13 protein-coding genes and 1 pseudogene are annotated in these 16,934 nt (G+C 72.0%); 9 read left to right on the top strand and 5 right to left on the bottom strand.

From position 1 onward, the window contains the following. The 6 genes from ABZU43_RS15420 (at position 1) to ABZU43_RS15395 (ending at position 7,466) form a co-directional block, all read left to right on the top strand. A complete protein-coding gene (locus ABZU43_RS15420; RefSeq protein ID WP_355007163.1) occupies positions 1-1,938 on the top strand; it encodes a fumarate reductase/succinate dehydrogenase flavoprotein subunit in 1,938 nt (645 codons plus the stop codon). Further along, the gene (locus ABZU43_RS15415; RefSeq protein WP_355007162.1) at positions 1,935-2,699 is read left to right on the top strand and encodes a succinate dehydrogenase/fumarate reductase iron-sulfur subunit; all 765 of its coding nucleotides are present in this window, start codon (positions 1,935-1,937) and stop codon (positions 2,697-2,699) included. Before ABZU43_RS15420 ends, ABZU43_RS15415 begins: the two co-directional genes overlap by 4 nt. A gap of 258 nt (positions 2,700-2,957) precedes the next feature. Further along, a complete protein-coding gene (locus ABZU43_RS15410; protein ID WP_355007322.1) occupies positions 2,958-4,142 on the top strand; it encodes a zinc-dependent alcohol dehydrogenase in 1,185 nt (394 codons plus the stop codon). Between the two features lie 13 nt (positions 4,143-4,155). Beyond that, positions 4,156-5,085 carry an SDR family NAD(P)-dependent oxidoreductase gene (locus ABZU43_RS15405; protein WP_355007161.1) on the top strand — a complete coding sequence of 310 codons (930 nt, stop codon included), beginning with the start codon at positions 4,156-4,158 and terminating at the stop codon, positions 5,083-5,085. A 112-nt stretch (positions 5,086-5,197) separates the two neighbouring features. After that, positions 5,198-6,202 (top strand): serine hydrolase, encoded by a 1,005-nt coding sequence (locus tag ABZU43_RS15400; protein WP_355007160.1) that lies wholly within the window; start codon positions 5,198-5,200, stop codon positions 6,200-6,202. A 124-nt stretch (positions 6,203-6,326) separates the two neighbouring features. Then, positions 6,327-7,466, top strand: a complete 1,140-nt coding sequence (locus ABZU43_RS15395; RefSeq protein WP_355007159.1) for an MBL fold metallo-hydrolase — start codon at positions 6,327-6,329, stop codon at positions 7,464-7,466. Between the two features lie 94 nt (positions 7,467-7,560). Here the strand turns inward: ABZU43_RS15395 and dgt are convergent, their stop codons facing one another. Further along, positions 7,561-9,072 carry a dGTP triphosphohydrolase gene (gene dgt, locus ABZU43_RS15390; protein WP_355007158.1) on the bottom strand — a complete coding sequence of 504 codons (1,512 nt, stop codon included), beginning with the start codon at positions 9,070-9,072 and terminating at the stop codon, positions 7,561-7,563. Positions 9,073-9,227: 155 nt separating this feature from the next. Here dgt and ABZU43_RS15385 point away from each other — a divergent pair, with 155 nt between their 5' ends. Then, positions 9,228-11,771, top strand: a complete 2,544-nt coding sequence (locus ABZU43_RS15385; RefSeq protein ID WP_355007157.1) for a Tex family protein — start codon at positions 9,228-9,230, stop codon at positions 11,769-11,771. Positions 11,772-12,262: 491 nt separating this feature from the next. Then, on the top strand, positions 12,263-12,730 hold the full coding sequence (locus tag ABZU43_RS15380; protein ID WP_355007321.1) for a hypothetical protein: 468 nt from the start codon (positions 12,263-12,265) through the stop codon (positions 12,728-12,730). On the opposite strand, the gene ABZU43_RS15375 is transcribed toward ABZU43_RS15380, so the two are convergent. Further along, positions 12,660-13,607, bottom strand: coding sequence for a DUF389 domain-containing protein (locus ABZU43_RS15375; RefSeq protein ID WP_355007156.1), 948 nt, complete (start codon positions 13,605-13,607; stop codon positions 12,660-12,662). The genes ABZU43_RS15380 and ABZU43_RS15375 overlap by 71 nt on opposite strands. A gap of 125 nt (positions 13,608-13,732) precedes the next feature. On the opposite strand from ABZU43_RS15375, the pseudogene ABZU43_RS15370 reads away from it, so the two are divergent. Further along, positions 13,733-13,816 (top strand): annotated as a pseudogene (locus tag ABZU43_RS15370) (sugar transferase); the annotation flags it as partial. An 8-nt stretch (positions 13,817-13,824) separates the two neighbouring features. On the opposite strand, the gene ABZU43_RS15365 reads toward ABZU43_RS15370, so the two are convergent. From ABZU43_RS15365 to ABZU43_RS15355, 3 genes are read right to left on the bottom strand one after another with little or no spacing between them, the layout of a single operon-like run. Then, entirely contained in the window at positions 13,825-15,066 is a 1,242-nt protein-coding gene (locus ABZU43_RS15365; RefSeq protein ID WP_355007155.1) for a glycosyltransferase family 4 protein, read from the bottom strand. Between the two features lie 5 nt (positions 15,067-15,071). Beyond that, positions 15,072-15,998: an NAD(P)-dependent oxidoreductase gene (locus ABZU43_RS15360; RefSeq protein ID WP_355007154.1), complete on the bottom strand. Its 927-nt coding sequence runs from the start codon at positions 15,996-15,998 to the stop codon at positions 15,072-15,074. Further along, positions 15,995-16,582, bottom strand: coding sequence for a sugar transferase (locus tag ABZU43_RS15355; protein ID WP_355007153.1), 588 nt, complete (start codon positions 16,580-16,582; stop codon positions 15,995-15,997). The genes ABZU43_RS15360 and ABZU43_RS15355 overlap by 4 nt, the downstream gene beginning before the upstream one ends. Positions 16,583-16,934 lie beyond the last annotated feature (352 nt).

Genomic DNA, 16,934 nt, shown 5'->3' with positions numbered 1-16,934 from the left:
ATGGAACTCTTCACCGAGGGCGACCCGATCGCCGACACCAAGGCTCCCACCGGCCCGGTCGAGAAGCGTTGGGAGACCCGGCGCTTCGAGGCCAAGCTGGTCAACCCCGCCAACCGCCGCAAGATGACGGTGATCGTGGTCGGCACCGGCCTGGCCGGCGGCTCCGCCGCCGCGACCCTGGCCGAGCAGGGCTACCACGTCAAGTCCTACTGCTACCAGGACAGCCCGCGCCGGGCGCACTCCATCGCGGCACAGGGCGGCATCAACGCGGCGAAGAACTACCGCAACGACGGCGACTCCGTCCACCGGCTCTTCTACGACACCGTCAAGGGCGGCGACTTCCGCTCCCGGGAGTCGAACGTGCACCGGCTCGCCGAGGTGTCGGTCAACATCATCGACCAGTGCGTCGCCCAGGGGGTGCCGTTCGCCCGCGAGTACGGCGGCCTGCTGGACACCCGCTCCTTCGGTGGCGCCCAGGTGCAGCGCACCTTCTACGCCCGGGGCCAGACAGGCCAGCAGTTGCTGCTCGGCGCGTACCAGGCCCTCGAACGGCAGATCGGCCTGGGCAACGTCGAGATGAACACCCGGCACGAGATGCTGGAGCTGGTCCTCGTCGACGGCAAGGCCCGCGGCATCGTCGTCCGGGACATGGTCACCGGCGAGATCAGCACCGAGATGGCCGACGCCGTGGTGCTCGGCTCCGGCGGCTACGGCAACGTCTTCTACCTCTCCACGAACGCCAAGGGCTGCAACGTCACCGCCACCTGGCGCGCGCACCGCAAGGGCGCGTACTTCGCCAACCCGTGCTACACGCAGATCCACCCGACCTGTATCCCGGTCTCCGGCGACCACCAGTCGAAGCTGACCCTGATGAGCGAGTCGCTGCGCAACGACGGCCGGGTCTGGGTGCCGAAGACCAAGGGTGACGACCGCAGCCCGAAGGACATTCCGGAGGACGAGCGGGACTACTACCTGGAGCGGATCTACCCCTCCTTCGGAAACCTGGTCCCCCGCGACATCGCCTCCCGCGCCGCGAAGAACGTGTGCGACGAGGGGCGGGGCGTCGGGCCGACCAAGCTCGGCGTCTACCTCGACTTCGCCGACGCGATCGGCCGGCTGGGCCGCAAGGCCATCGAGGCCAAGTACGGCAACCTCTTCGAGATGTACGAGCGGATCACCGGCGAGGACCCGTACGAGGTGCCGATGCGCATCTACCCCGCCGTGCACTACACGATGGGCGGCCTGTGGGTCGACTACGACCTCCAGTCGAACATCCCCGGCCTGTTCGTGATCGGCGAGGCGAACTTCTCCGACCACGGCGCGAACCGGCTCGGCGCCTCGGCGCTGATGCAGGGCCTCGCCGACGGCTACTTCGTGCTGCCCACCACCATCGCCAACTACCTGGCCTCCGGCGGGCTGGACACTGTCGACGCCACCCACCCGGCGGCGATCGAGGCGCGCACCGACGTCGAGGACCGCATTCGGCGGCTACTCGCTGTCGACGGCGACCGGACCGTGGACTCGTTCCACCGGGAGCTGGGCCAGATCATGTGGGAACACTGCGGCATGGAGCGCAGCGAGGCCGGGCTGCGCAAGGCGATCGACGAGATCCGTGCCCTGCGCGAGCAGTTCTGGCAGCGGGTCAAGGTGTCCGGCACCGGCGAGGAACTCAACCAGTCGCTGGAGAAGGCCGGCCGGGTGGCCGACTTCTTCGAGCTGGCTGAGCTGATGTGCATCGACGCCCTGCACCGCGAGGAGTCCTGCGGCGGCCACTTCCGGGCCGAGCACCAGACCCCCGACGGTGAGGCGCAGCGCGACGACGACCGGTTCGCGTACGTGGCGGCCTGGGAGTTCACCGCCGACGGCGAGCCCTCGGTGCTGCACAAGGAAGACCTCAAGTTCGAATACGTCCACCCCACGCAGCGGAGCTACAAGTGAACCTGACCCTGCGCATCTGGCGCCAGAAGGGCCCTGAGGACAAGGGTCGGATGGTGACCTACCCGGTCGACGACGTGTCCCCGGACATGTCGTTCCTGGAGATGCTCGACGTGCTCAACGAGCGGCTGATCCTCGCGGGCGATGACCCGGTGGCGTTCGACCACGACTGCCGCGAGGGCATCTGCGGCATGTGCGGCCTGATGATCAACGGCGACGCGCACGGGCCGCAGCGCGGCACCACCGCGTGCCAGCTGCACATGCGGCAGTTCAAGGACGGCGAGACGATCGACATCGAGCCGTGGCGGGCCAGCGCCTTCCCGGTGGTCAAGGACCTGGTCGTCAACCGGAGTGCCTTCGACACGATCATCGCGGCTGGTGGCTACGTCACCGCGCCGACCGGCAGCGCGCCCGAGGCCCACTCCACCCCGGTCGCCAAGGCCAACGCCGACGCCGCCTTCGAGTCGGCGGCCTGCATCGGCTGCGGCGCCTGCGTGGCAGCCTGCCCGAACGGCTCCGGCATGCTCTTCACCGCCGCCAAGCTCACCCAGCTCTCCCTGCTGCCGCAGGGCCAGCCCGAGCGCTACACCCGGGTGATCGGCATGGTCGACGCGCACGACGAGGCCGGCTTCGGCGGCTGCACCAACGCCGGCGAATGCACCCCGGCCTGCCCGAAGGGCATCCCGCTGAACACGATCGGCCGGCTCAACCGCGACTACCTCGCGGCCACCGCCAAGGGCGCGAACAACACCCCCGGCTCCTGAGGGTCCGCCGCACGACACCAGACCGCCGTACCCCGCTTTCCTCGGGGGTACGGCGGTCTTGCTTTCTCGCGGCTCCGGGAGGATCCACTCGGGCTTCAGAAAATCGGCCTGTTGGCGGGCCTCGGATGCCGCGACTTCAAGGAACCCGAGTGGATCAACCCCGCCACCGACAAAGCCCGCCGGGGACAGGCAGCCGGTTCAAGTGCCCGAGCGCGGGTAGCAGTCTCTCGAGACGGCAGCGTGAAGGGGATGAGGGACATGAAGGCGCTCACCTGGCAGGGCAAGCGGGACGTACGGGTCGAGGAGGTCCCGGACCCCCGGATCGAGGAACCGACCGACGCGATCGTGAAGATCACCTCGACCGCGATCTGCGGTTCCGACCTGCACCTGTACGAGGTGCTCGGGCCGTACCTGAAGCCGGGTGACGTCCTGGGCCACGAGCCGATGGGCATCGTCGAGGAGGTCGGGTCGGAGGTGACCGGGCTCAAGCCGGGCGATCGGGTGGTGGTGCCGTTCAACATCGCCTGCGGCAGGTGCTGGATGTGCTCGCGCCAGCTCTACGCGCAGTGCGAGACGACCCAGGTCACCAGCGAGGGCAAGGGCGCGTCCCTGTTCGGCTACACCTCGCTCTACGGTTCGGTGCCGGGCGGGCAGGCCGAGTACCTGCGTGTCCCGCAGGCCCACTTCGGGCCGATCAAGATCCCGGAGACCGGCGCCGACGAGCGCTACCTCTACCTGTCCGACATCCTGCCCACCGCCTGGCAGGCGGTGAAGTACGCCGACACCCCGCCGGGCGGCACCCTGGCCGTCTTCGGTCTGGGTCCGGTCGGGCAGTTCTGCGCGCGGATCGGCCGTCACCTCGGCGCGGGCCGGGTGATCGGGCTGGACCTCGTGCCGGAGCGGCTGGAGCTGGCCCGCCGGCACGGCATCGAGGTGATCGACGTGAGCCAACTGTCCGACGTGCCGGGCGCGTTGATCGACCTGGTCGACGGCCGGGGCCCGGACGCCGTGATCGACGCGGTCGGGATGGAGGCGCACGGGTCGCCGGTGGGCAAGCTTGCCCACACCGCCGTCGGCCTGCTGCCGGACAAGCTGGCCCAGACGATGACCGACCGGGCCGGCGTGGACCGGCTGTCCGTCCTGCACGCCGCGCTCAAGGGAGTTCGCCGCGGCGGCACCGTGTCGGTCTCCGGGGTGTACGGCGGCGAGGCGGACCCGATGCCGCTGATGGAGATGTTCGACCGGGGTGTCCAGCTGCGGATGGGGCAGTGTCACGTGCGCCGGTGGACCGACGAGATCCTGCCGCTGCTCTCCGGCGACGACGACCCACTGGGCGTGGAGGACCTGCGTACCCACCGGATGCCGCTGGCCCGGGCGCCGCAGGCGTACGAGATGTTCCAGAAGAAGGAAGACGGCTGCATCAAGGTCGTGCTCGAACCATGAGTGCGAGAGTGCCGTGAGCCGGGTGGTCGTGATCGTCGGCGCGACCAGCGGCATAGGCCGGGCGACGGCCCGGGCGTTCGCCGAGCGCGGCGACCGCCTGGTCCTCGCCGCCCGCGCCACCACGACCCTAGCCGAGGTACGCGCTGAGTGCGCCGACGTCGACGTGCTGACCGTGCCGACCGACGTGACCGAGCCGGACGCGCTGGACGCGCTCGCGGAGGCCGCGATCGACCGCTTCGGCCGTGTCGACGTGTGGGTGCACACGGCGGCGGTGATGGCCTACGGTCGCTTCGACGAGTTGCCACAACGGGTCTTCGACCAGGTGGTACGGACCGATCTGCTCGGCGCTGCCGGCTCGGTGCGGGTGGCGCTGCGGCACTTCCGGGCCGTCGGGGCCGGCACGGTGATCCTCACCGGTTCGGTGCTCGGACACATCACCGCGCCGTACATGAGCGCGTACGTGGCGAGCAAGTGGGGGTTGCAGGGTCTGGCCCGGACGGTGCAGCAGGAGTTGCGCGACAGCCCGGAGATCCGGCTGTGCCTGGTCAACCCGGGCAGTGTGGACACACCGGTTTACCAACAGGCGGCCAACTACCTGGGCCGCATCGGGCGACCTCCGCCACCGGTGGCCGGGCCGCAGCGGGTGGCCCGGGCCATCGTGCACTCTGTGGACCGGCCCCGCCGGGAGGTGTCGGTGGGCAGGCTCAACGTGGTGCTGCGGGCCGGTTTCACCGTGCTGCCGGGGGTCTACGACGTCCTCGTCGGTCCGTTGATGCGCGCGGCCGGCCTGAGTGGACGGTCGGTCGCCCCGCACGACGGCTCGGTCTTCACCGCGAACCCGGCCGGCGAGGCGGTACGCGGTGGTCACCTGCCCGACCTGCGGCAACTCGTGTCCGGGCCGGTGGGCGCGGTGGGCGCCGCGCTGCGCCGACGGTTCGGCTGACCTGTTCGGGACTGTTCGGGACACATTCGGGGGCGTCGTGCATCGATCAACTCGCCTAGGGTGGTGGGCCAGCAAGCGCTCAGGCACACCACGATCGGGGAGACGATTCACCATGCGACTGAACCGCAGAACGGCACTCGGACTGGGCACTGTGGCCACCGCCGGCACCGTGCTGGGCGCCGCCGCCCCGGCGAGCGCAGCCGAGACCACCGAGGCGTCGCCGACCACCCCCGCTCGGGCCGCCCGTCGGGTCGCCTCCGTCTTCGCCAAGCACAGCGCCGAGGCCGGCGGCAACTGGCAGGCGTACGTCAGCGTCGCCGACCCGGCCGGTGCGCCGGTGGTAGCGGTCGAGGCTGACGCGGACCGGCGGATCGAGGCGTACAGCGTCAACAAGATCGCCGTCGCCACGGCGGTGCTCGACAAGGTCGACCGGGGGCTGCTCACCCTGGACCAGCAGGTCGAGGTGAGCTCGACGATCGTCGTACCGGGCGGCGACGGCATCTTCAGCCTGGACGGCGCGTACCCGAGCCTGGTCACCATCGGGCACGTGCTGGCCAACCTGCTGACCGTCTCGGACGACACGGCGGTGCGGCTGTGCGGGCTGGTCGCCCCGGCCGCCGAGATCAACTCCATCCTGGTCGCCAAGGGCTTCCCGAACACCCAGGTCCAGCCGGTGGCCAACCCGAACCGGTTCTTCCTCGGCACCAGCACCCCCCGGGAGACGCACGACCTGCTGCGCGCCCTGGTCGCCGGCACGCTGCTCTCCCCCGCCTCCACGACGTACCTGTTGGGTCTCCTGCGTTCCCCGGTGGCGTTCACCGACGGCATCCGGCGCACCATGTCCTCCGACGAGCGGGCCCGGATCGCCACCAAGGCCGGCTGGTACGCCGACGCCCGGCACGAGGCCGGTGTGATCTTCGACCGCTCCGGCGCGGCGGTGCTCACCTACGCCCTCTTCGCCGACGGGCAGGCCAACCCGGAGGACTTCGGCGCGACCCACCCGGCGGTGCAGGCCCGCGCCGCCATGGGCCCGAAGTTCCTGGCGGCGGTGGACCGGATCGCGGGCGTGGGCAAGACGTTCCGGATCACCGCCCGGCGCCCCAGCAACGGCGGCTGAGCACGCTCTGAACCTCGTCCCGGGTCGGTCGCCGCTGCCGGTGGCCGACCCGGCGTGGCGACCACCGAGGCACGGTTCGGTCCGGGTGACTACCGTGTAGGGCGGACACGTCGGAGGGACGGCAATGGCACGAGCGCAGAACACGGACGTCGAACGGTCGCTCGGGCGGCGGATGCGAGGCGCCGCCGGCCTGGCCGCGCTGGCCGGCCTGGCCTGGGTCGCCCGGGATGTGCCGGCGGCCCTGGGTGGCCGGCTCAGCGGGGCACGGGCCGAACGGGCGGCCCGCTCGCCGCAGTTCCGCGAGGGCACCTTCCACAACCGGGCCGGCACCCGCACGATGGTCGCCGAGCCGGGGCGCAACCTGGTCCGCGAGCTGATCTTCGGCAAGCAGAAGCGGCGTCCGACCGCCGCAGTCCCGCTGCTGCGCCCCAGCGCCGACGGGCCGGAGGCCGCCGACGAGCTCAACATCGTCTGGTACGGCCACGCCTCGACGCTGATCGAGATCGAGGGCCGGCGGGTGCTGCTCGACCCGGTCTGGAGCGAGCGGTGCTCCCCCTCGGGTCTGGTCGGCCCACGCCGGCTGCACGAGCCGCCGGTGGGCATCGACGAGCTGCCCCCGCTGGACGCCATCCTGATCTCGCACGACCACTACGACCACCTCGACATGGCCACGGTGCGGGCGCTGCTCGCCGGGCAGTCCGCGCCGTTCCTGGTGCCGCTCGGAGTGGGCGCGCACCTGGACCGCTGGGGCGTACCCGCCGAACGGATCATCGAGCTGGACTGGTCCGAGTCGCACCGGGTGGCCGGCCTGGAGATCACCGCCACCGCCGCCCAGCACTTCTCCGGACGCGGGCTGCGCCGCGACGGCACCCTGTGGAGCTCGTGGGTGGTGGCCGGGGCGCGCCGCAAGGTCTTCTACACCGGCGACTCCGGTTACTTCGACGGGTACGCCGAGATCGGCGCCGAGCACGGGCCGTTCGACGTGACGCTGATGCAGATCGGCGCGTACGACCGGGCCTGGCCGACGATCCACATGTTCCCGGAGGAGGCGGTCAGCGCCCACCTCGACCTGCGCGGCGGGCTGTTCGTGCCGGTGCACTGGGCGACGTTCAACCTGGCCCTGCACGACTGGTCCGAGCCCGTCGACCGGCTGTGGGCCGAGGCGAAGGCCCGCGACGTGCGCCTCGCCGTGCCCCGCCCCGGCGAGCGGGTCGTCGTCGACGAGCCGCCCGCCGTCGACGGGTGGTGGCAGGCCGTCGCCTGAGGCAGGCCACAGCAGGCCGTCCCCTGAGGGAATCCGCGGCAGGCATCGCCTGAGGCGGCCGTCGCAGGCATCGCCTGAGGCGGCCGTCGGGTCGTCAGAGCACGAACGCGTCGGTCCAGAGCGCGCCGGACCGGCCGGAGAGCGCGTCGAGCATGGCCACCGCCTGACCATCGGTGAGCTGCGCGACGAAGTCGACGATGGCCCGGCCCCGGGCGCGACCGATCCGGTCCGTGGTACGCGGGTGCAGCTCCGCCTCGGCCAGCTCGACCAGGTCGTGCAACCGGCGGGGCAGCCGGGACTCCTCCTCCGGGTCGAGCAGCCACTCCCACAGCGCCTCGACCAGGGTGCCCAGCAGCCGGGCCTGGCCGCGCTGGTGCAGGGCGAGGTCCGGGCGGGCCAGCACGAAGCGGTGGTGGACGAACTTGAGCACCTGCACCTCGTGCCACTGGGCGCAGCCCAGCAGCACGTGCCCGGAGCGCACCGACGGCTGTTCGGTGACCGTGATCGCCTCGACGAAGCGGGTTGACCAGCGCGCGGAGAACCGGGCCACGTACTGCTCGGCCTCGATCGAGCCGTCGAACGGCATCGCGAGCAGCCCGTCCACCAACTCCTCGCGGACGTGCTCGACGGCGGCCGCGAACGCGTCGTCGTCGGCGATCCAGGCGTCCTTGCGGTGCAGCTGCCGGCGTAGCCGCTCGATCGCCGCCCCGGGTCGCCGGGCAGCCGTGGCCAGCGCCGCGTCGGTGATGGCCCGCAGCTGCCCACTCTCGCGCTGCCAGGCCATCAACTCCGCGGAGACCGAACCCTGCTGGAGCACCCCGACCCGGTAGAAGTCCTCCACGTCGTGGATGGCGTACGCGATGTCGTCGGCGGTGTCCATCACGGACGCCTCGACGGTCTGCTGCCAGTCCGGGATGCGGCCGGCGAACGGGGCCCGGGCCTGCCGCAGGTCGTCCAGCTCGGTCCGGTACGCGCCGAACTTCGACGACCCGCTCTCCGGGTCGTCCGGCGGCGGGGTGGCGCCCCGCGGCGGCGGGTCCATCGTGCGCGGGTGCGGGTCGGGGTGGTCCAGCCGGGTCCACGGGTACTTCAGCATCGCCGCGCGGACCGCCGCGGTCAGGTCCAACCCGGTGGTGGCCGCGCCACGGATCTCGGTGCTGGTGACGATGCGGTACGACTGCGCGTTGCCCTCGAAACCGTCGGAGAGGCCGAGGCGCTGGCGGGCCAGCCGGTCGAGCACCCGCTCCCCCAGGTGCCCGAACGGTGGGTGGCCGAGGTCGTGGGCGAGCGCCGCCGCCTCCACCACGTCGGGGTCGCAGCCGCCGAGCTTGTCCAGCAGGTCACGCCACCGTTCGTCGGCGCCCAACCGCTCGGCGACCGCCCGGGCCACCTGAGCGACCTTGAGGCTGTGGGTGAGCCGGTTGTGCACCAGCAGCCCGGAGCCGACGGGGCTGATCACCTGGGTGACACCACCGAGGCGGGCGAAGAACGGCGAGCCGACGATCCGGTCCCGGTCGGCACGGAACGGGTTGGCCGTGAGGTCGCCGAGGGCCCGGGCGCTGCCGCCGAAGAGCCGCCGGGCGCGCGGCTCCGCAGCAGATTCCATGATCGCAACGCTAGCGCAGGCCCGACGGGACCGCCGCCGGTCACCCCGGCCGGGCGATGCGGTTCGGTCTGCCGCCCCGGCCGGGCGCGGCGACAGCGACCGGGGCCGCCCGGCAGAATGCAACCGGTACCCACTCCCGAAGGCGGATCGAGATCGTGACCCAGTCTGTTCATCAGCGGATCGCCGACGAGCTCGGCGTGGCCGAGCGTCAGGTACGGGCGGCCGTGGAGCTGCTCGACGGCGGCTCGACAGTGCCGTTCATCGCCCGCTACCGCAAGGAGGCCACCGGCCTGCTCGACGACACCCAGCTGCGCACCCTGGAGGAGCGGCTGCGCTACCTGCGCGAGCTGGACGAGCGGCGGGCCGCGGTGCTGGAGTCGATCCGCACCCAGGGCAAGCTCGACGAGGCCCTGGAAGCGCAGATCATGGCCGCCGACTCGAAGTCCCGGCTGGAGGACATCTACCTCCCGTACAAGCCGAAGCGGCGGACCCGGGCGCAGATCGCCCGCGAGGCCGGGTTGGCCCCGTTGGCCGAGACGCTGCTGGCCGACCCGGGTCAGGACCCGAAGGCCACCGCCGCCGGGTTCGTCGACGCGGACAAGGGCGTCGCCGACGCCGCCGCCGCGCTGGAGGGCGCCCGGGCCATCCTCATCGAGACCTTCGCGGAGGACGCCGACCTGATCGGCACGCTGCGCGAGCAGATGTGGTCGCGGGGCCGGCTGGTTTCCCGGGTACGCGAGGGTCAGGAGACGGCCGGCGCCAAGTTCGCCGACTACTTCGACTTCTCCGAGCCGTACCCGAAGCTGCCCTCGCACCGGATCCTGGCGATGTTCCGGGGCGAGAAGGAGGGCGTGCTCGACCTGACCATGGAGTCGGAGCAGGCGGGCGAGGCGGACGCCGTACCGGCCGGCCCGACCCGGTACGAGGCGGCCATCGCCGGCCGGTTCGGGGTGTCCGACGCGGGCCGCCCGGCCGACCGTTGGCTGACCGACACGGTCCGCTGGGCGTGGCGTACCCGGATCCTCATCCACCTCGGCGCGGACCTGCGGATGCGGCTGTGGCAGGCGGCCGAGGAGGAGGCCGTCCGGGTCTTCGCCACCAACCTGCGGGACCTGCTGCTCGCCGCGCCAGCCGGCACCCGGCCCACGATGGGCCTGGACCCGGGCCTACGGACCGGCGTGAAGGTGGCCGTCGTGGATGCCACCGGCAAGGTGGTCGCCACCGACACGATCTATCCGCACGAGCCTCGCCGGCAGTGGGACGCGTCGGTGGAGACCCTCGCCCGGCTGGCCGGGGCGCACGGGGTGGAGCTCATCGCGATCGGCAACGGCACGGCCTCCCGCGAGACCGACAAGCTCGCCGGTGATCTGATCGCCCGGCACCCGCAGCTCAACCTGACCAAGGTGATGGTCTCCGAGGCCGGCGCGTCGGTCTACTCCGCCTCCGCGTACGCCTCCCAGGAGCTGCCCGGGATGGACGTGTCGCTGCGCGGCGCGGTCTCCATCGCCCGCCGCCTCCAGGACCCTCTCGCGGAGCTGGTCAAGATCGACCCGCGCTCGATCGGCGTCGGCCAGTACCAGCACGACCTGTCCGAGGTGAAGCTGTCCCGGTCGCTGGACGCGGTAGTGGAGGACTGCGTGAACGCGGTCGGGGTGGACGTCAACACCGCCTCCGCGCCGCTGCTGACCCGGGTCTCCGGGATCGGCGCCGGGCTGGCCGAGAACATCGTGCTGCACCGGGACGCCAACGGGCCGTTCCGTACGCGTACCGAGTTGAAGAAGGTGGCCCGGCTCGGGCCGAAGGCGTTCGAACAGTGCGCCGGCTTCCTGCGCATCCCCGGTGGCGACGACCCGTTGGACTCCTCCAGCGTGCACCCCGAGGCGTACCCGGTGGTGCGCCGCATCCTCTCCACCACCGGCCAGGACCTGCGCTCGGTGATCGGCAAGAGCGGCATCCTGCGCGGGCTGCGGGCCACCGACTTCGTCGACGACCGGTTCGGCCTCCCCACCGTCACCGACATCCTCGCCGAGTTGGAGAAGCCGGGCCGGGATCCCCGCCCGGAGTTCCGCACCGCCACCTTCGTCGAGGGGGTGGAGAAGATCAGCGACCTGACGACGGGGATGGTGCTGGAAGGCGTGGTCACCAACGTGGCCGCGTTCGGCGCGTTCGTCGACGTCGGAGTTCACCAGGACGGTCTGGTGCACGTCTCGGCGATGTCCCGGACCTTCGTGAAGGACCCCCGCGAGGTGGTGAAGTCCGGCGACGTGGTCAAGGTCCGGGTGCTCGACGTGGACGTACCCCGCAAGCGGATCTCGCTGACCCTGCGCCTGGACGACGAACCCGCCGCCGGTGGTGGCGGCGGTGGTGGTCGGGCGGGCCAAGAGGGGCGTGGGGGGCCGGCGCAGCGCGCGCCGCAGGGTGGCCGCGGTGGGCAGGGCGCATCCGCTGGCCCGCAGGGTGGCCGCGGCACCGGACAGCAGGGCGGTCGTGGCGGACAGGGCGGTCGTGGCGGACAGGACGGTCGCGGCGGACAGGACGGTCGCGGCGGCTCACAGGGCGGTCGTGGCGGGCAGGGTGGTCGCGGCGGACAGGACGGTCGCGGCGGCTCACAGGGCGGTCGCGGCGGGCAGCGGCAGGGCGCACCGGCGCCGGCCAATGACGCGATGGCGGAGGCCCTGCGCCGCGCCGGACTGGCCTGACCCTCAGCACGTCAACCCCGCGCCGTCCCGTCGATCATGGAGTTGTGGTGGGTGACAAATCACCCGCACAGCGCCAACCCAGGCACCACAACTCCATGATCGACGAAGCCGAGGTGATCTGCTCCGTCGATCTTGCACTTACTGTCCCGACATAAGCGGTCATTCCCTGTGTATCGACGACCGAAAACGCAAGATCGGCGCGGGCGGCGGGCGGCGGGCGCGGGCGGCGGGCGGCGGGCTCGGTCGGCGTGGGCGACCCCGCGGTGGACCTGATGCCGGCGTGGAACATGCTCGCCGCGGGTTCCCGGGAGACGTACCGGCGGGCGTTGGGCGTGGACGACTCGACCTGGCAGCGGGGGCGCGGCTGGGCCCTGGAGCAGGCGATCAACGCGCTGCCGTACTACGTCGAGACCAACACGGTGATGGTCGGCATCGCCCGGCAGACGCTGCGCGCCGTGCTCGACCGAGTCGGCTCGCGTACCGTCGGCGTCGTGAGTCAGCGAGACGCCCGGGAGTGGCGGGATCAGCAGCGGCAGGCGGTGCGGGCGCACGCCGACGCGGACGCGCGGCGGCGGGCCGCCGAGCAGGCCGAGGCAGCGAAGCTGGTGGCCTGGTTCGTGGCCGAGGCGACCCGGCGCGGGCTGCGCACCACCCGGCTGGTCGCCCGGGGGTACGACGGGCGTGGGCGCTACCGGACCAGGCTGACCGGCTGGTACGTCGACCGGGCCGAGACCCGGGCGGTGGACGTGGCCGGTCGGTTCCACCTGCTGACCGTGCCGGGCGGTCTGCGGGCCCGGCTGTTCGGCGCTGACCCGGAGCCGAGCCCGGCGCCGTTGGTGGTCGGGGCCGGTGGCCGCGACGGTGAGTCGATCCCGCTGCGGACGCTGCTCACCCGGCTGCTGGACGACGGGCCCGCCGGGCCAGGTTCCACCACCAGGCCTGCTGCACCACAAGGGTGAGCAGGCCGGCAAGGACGATCGCGCTCAGGTTGATCACCAGTTGGAGCGCCGAGCCGCCCGCTTCGTCCCACACTCCGTAGGCGGCCGCTACCGCCACGTTCGCCGCCGCCGGAACCGTGGTGACCGAGATGAGCACGCCGACCAGGCTGCCGGACTTCTTCGACGTCAGCGAGAGCATGCCGGCGACACCGGCGAGTAGACCGACCACCCAGGACAGCGCGTCCGGCCGCCAGATGAAATCGGTGAGCGGACGGTCGGCCAGCAGCATCTCCCGACTGACCAGACCGACGGCGGTCAGCGCCCAGGTGCTCAGCACGGTCGCCACCATGGCCGCCAGGAAGCCGACCGCGAGAGCCTGCACGGAGCGGCCGACCACCCCGAGTTGGCGGCGCAGCAGCGCCACACACAGCGCGGCGAGAGGGCCGAACTCCGGGCCGACCACCATCGCCCCGACGATGAGGATCGGCTGGTCCAGCAGCACGCCGATGCCGGCGATCATGGTGGCCACCACGATAAGCACGAGGTACGTGCCGGACAGTTCCGTCTGCTCGCCGGTCTTCGCGGCGATCTCGTCCCAGACCACAGCGTCCGCGCCACTGCCCGGTGCCCGGTCCGCCGCCCGGTCGGCCGCCGCGGAAATGGTCAACTCGACGTCCTCGGCCGCGATGCCGCCGTCGGTGTCCACGCCGATCCGCTGCAACTGCCGCAGTACGCGGTCAGCGCTCTCCCGCACCACGTCGCAGAGGATGAGATCACCCTGCGGTTGCCGGGCGGCACCAGGCAGCACGGCGAGGTGAGTTACCCCCGCCTCTGCGGAAAGCAGGTCGACGACCTCCGTCGACCTGCTTTCCGGGGCGATCACCCTCAGGTGCAGCACGCGCCATCCCCTCGCAGGTCCGGCCGTTCTTCCCTCGCCGACCGGCCGTCGCGACTCTACAGCTCGCCCCGTCGAGGCCAGGAACTGCACGAGGCCGAGTTCGCAACGTGAGCCTCGGCCTGGTCGAAGATCGCGATCGACTCACCCCGCTCGGGCGCTGGCTACGCGCCACCAGTCTGGACGAGCTGCCCACGCTCTGGAACGTGCTGCACCGGGGTCAGCGCCGCCGGTGGCTCTCCACCGCCTCGCAAAGCGCCCGCTCGACCCGCTCGGCACCGGCGGCGACGGAGAAGACCCGGTCGTAGTGCGCCTGTCCGGCCTGGCCGAGCAGCTCAAGCTTCTCCCGGCCCAGGTCGCAGAGTTCCCGCAGGGCGTCGGCGATGGAGTCGGGGTCACCCGGTCGGGCGGTGATACCCGCACCGCTGTCCCGCGCGACAGCGGCGGCGTCCCCCTCCGCGGCGACCAGCAGGGCCCGACCGGCGGCGAGGGTGGCCTGCACCTTGCTCGGCATCGTGTACGCGGACATGCCGCCCGGTCGCAGGCTCACGTAGTGCGCGTCGCCGGTGGCCATGAGGGCGGGCATCCGCTCCCGGGGCACCCGCCCGAGGAAACGCACGTGTGTCGCGTTCGCCTCCTCGGCCCGGCGGCGTAGCCGCTCCTCCGTGGTGCCGGAGCCGGCGATCAGGCAGACCAGCCGCGGGTCGCGGATCCGGACGCAGGCGTCGATGAGCGAGTCGAGCCCCTGCGCCTCGCCGAGCGTGCCGGCGTACACCAGCACCACCTGGTCCTCACGGAGCCCGAGCTCGGCGCGTAGGTCCGCGACGCCGGTACGCGGTGTCTCGTCGGCCCACACCGGAATGTGGACGAGCTTCTCCCGGGGCACGCCTCGGCTGGCGAGCAGGTCGGCGGCGCCGGGCGAGACGTACGCGACCCGGCCGGCGCTGCGGTACATCCCACCGCACCAGCTGGCCATTCCCCGCTCGATCATCCGCGAGACCCGGTCGGTGCCGATGAAGCCGCTGGCCACCGCGCTGTCGGGCCACAGGTCCAGGACGTGCAGGAGCACCGGCACCCGCTGCACGTACCGGGTGAACCACATCGGCAGGGCGACGCTGATCGGTGAGTTGCCGACCCAGAGGGCGTCCAGGCCGCGCAGCGCCGGCGTGCCGGAGAGCAGCGCGGAGGCGGCGAAGGAGCCGTAGTTCGCCATCCGTCGCAGCGCGGATCGGTCATGGCTGGGATAGAGGGCCACCCGGCGGATCCGGGTCGTGCCGTCGACCTCGTCGAGTCGGCGGGTCACCCGGTAGCCGGGCGCCAACTCGCCGGTCGGGTAGTTGGGGAAGCCGGTGAGGACCTGGACCTCGTGCCCTCGGCGGGCGAGGGCCCGGGCGAGCATCCCGGGGAGCGCGGCGGCGCCCGGCTCCGGGTCGAACCACTGGGTGAGCAGACCGATCCGCATCGGCCTCACCTCGCCGCTGAGCCGGCGACAGGGCGCGCGGACTGCTCGCCATCGGCCTGCCACAGCGTGGTCAGCGACTCACCGAGGTCGTACGCGGGCGCCCACCCGAGCACCCGGTTCGCGCGCTCGATGTCGGCGCACATCCAGGGCACCGCGGCTGAGCGGCTGGCGTCCGGCGCGAAGCTGCCGTCGCGGATCTCGCCGGTGAAGCCGGACACCTCGGCCAGCAGCTGGACGACCTCGCGGGTCGCCACCGCCTTTCCGCTGCCCACGTTGAAGACCCGCGCGGGCCCCGGCCGGGAGCGTGCCGCCGCGAGGACCGCCGTGGCGACGTCCCGCACGTCGACGAAGTCCCGGTACGTGTCGTGCAGGCCCACGGCGATCTCCTCCATTCCGGTGGCGACCGCCGACCTCACCATCGCGGTCACCCGAGTGAGCACGTTCCCCGGCGGCATTCCCGGCCCGACCGGGTTGAAGATCCGCAACACCATCGTGTCGAGGCGGCCGGCCCCACCGGCCAGTTCCGCCAGCCGGGTGGCGGCCAGGTGGCTGAGCCCGTACTCGCTGACGGGTGTGCCCGGGTAGTCCTCGTCGACGGCGAGACCGTGCGGCACGGTGCCGTACTCGGCGGCCGAGCCGATCCGGATCAGGCGGGCTCCGGGGGCGGCGGCGGCCACCGCCTCGATCAGTTTCGCGGTCGCGACGACGTGCGCCTGCACGAAGTCGTACCCGGAGCCGACGATCCGCCCGGCCGCCGTCACCACCACGTCCGGTCGTTCCCGGCCGACCAGCGCGGTCAGGTCCCGCAGCTCGACCCGGACCAGGTCACACTCCGCGCGGGTGATCGACCGGACGGTGGTGTGGGCGGCCAGCGCCGTCCGGATGTGTCGGCCGAGGAATCCACCGGCGCCCAGGAGCAGGACCCGGTTCATCGCCGGTGGGCGGAGTCGTGTTCGGCGGTCGCCTGCGAGGGCGCGTTGCCGGTGAACTCGTGCCAGGTGGCCGCGCCCGGCGCGGAGATTCCCTGGCGGCTGAGCACCACCCATATGGTGGCCAGGACGATCCGCAGGTCCAGCAGGAACGAGCGGCGGTCGACGTACTCGACGTCGTAGGTGAACTTCGCGTCCCAGTCCAGCGCGTTGCGGCCACGCACCTGGGCGAGCCCGGTGATGCCCGGCCGCACGTCGTGCCGGCGGGCCTGTTCCGGGTTGTAGAGGCTGAGGTAGCGGACGAGGTGCGGGCGGGGACCGACCACGCTCATCTCGCCCCGCAGCACGTTCCAGAACTCCGGCAGCTCGTCGAGGCTGCTGGCCCGCAACCAGCGGCCCACCCGGGTCAGGCGATCCGCGTCGCTCACCAGCCCCCGGTCCGGGTCGGGATGGCGCATCGTCCGGAACTTGACCACCTCGAACAGCTTGCCGTGCAGCCCGGGGCGGGTGTGCCGGAACAGCACCGGACGCCCGTGCGTCACCAGCACGACCAGTGCTACCAGCGCCAGCACGGGAGCGCCGAGCACCAGAACGAGAAGAGCGCCGAGGACGTCGAGAAGCCGCTTCCAACGATCATAGGGTCGCCGTGTCGCAGTGCCTTCCCGACGTGTTTCCCGACCGGTCGTCAGGTCGGAAGCACCGGGGCGCGGGTGCGCCGCGTGGAGAGCAACTTTTGGCATGGAGTACGCATACCACCTTTCCAGAAGGCCAACTCCGTCTTCAGCGCTAACGACTTCGTCGCGCCGACAACGCGGGGCCGAACGGCTATTTCGGCAACGCCGAGCCTTGTTCGCTTATTTGCCGACGACCGCCATGGACAGTCGAACGCGACTCCAATTCCGTTTAGCGGAAGAGGTCACGGTGCCACTTATCCGCGCG

This window comes from Micromonospora sp. NPDC005205, from assembly GCF_040608275.1.
In the GTDB taxonomy this organism is placed as follows: Bacteria; Actinomycetota; Actinomycetes; order Mycobacteriales; family Micromonosporaceae; genus Micromonospora.
This window is presented reverse-complemented; position numbering and strand designations above follow the sequence as displayed.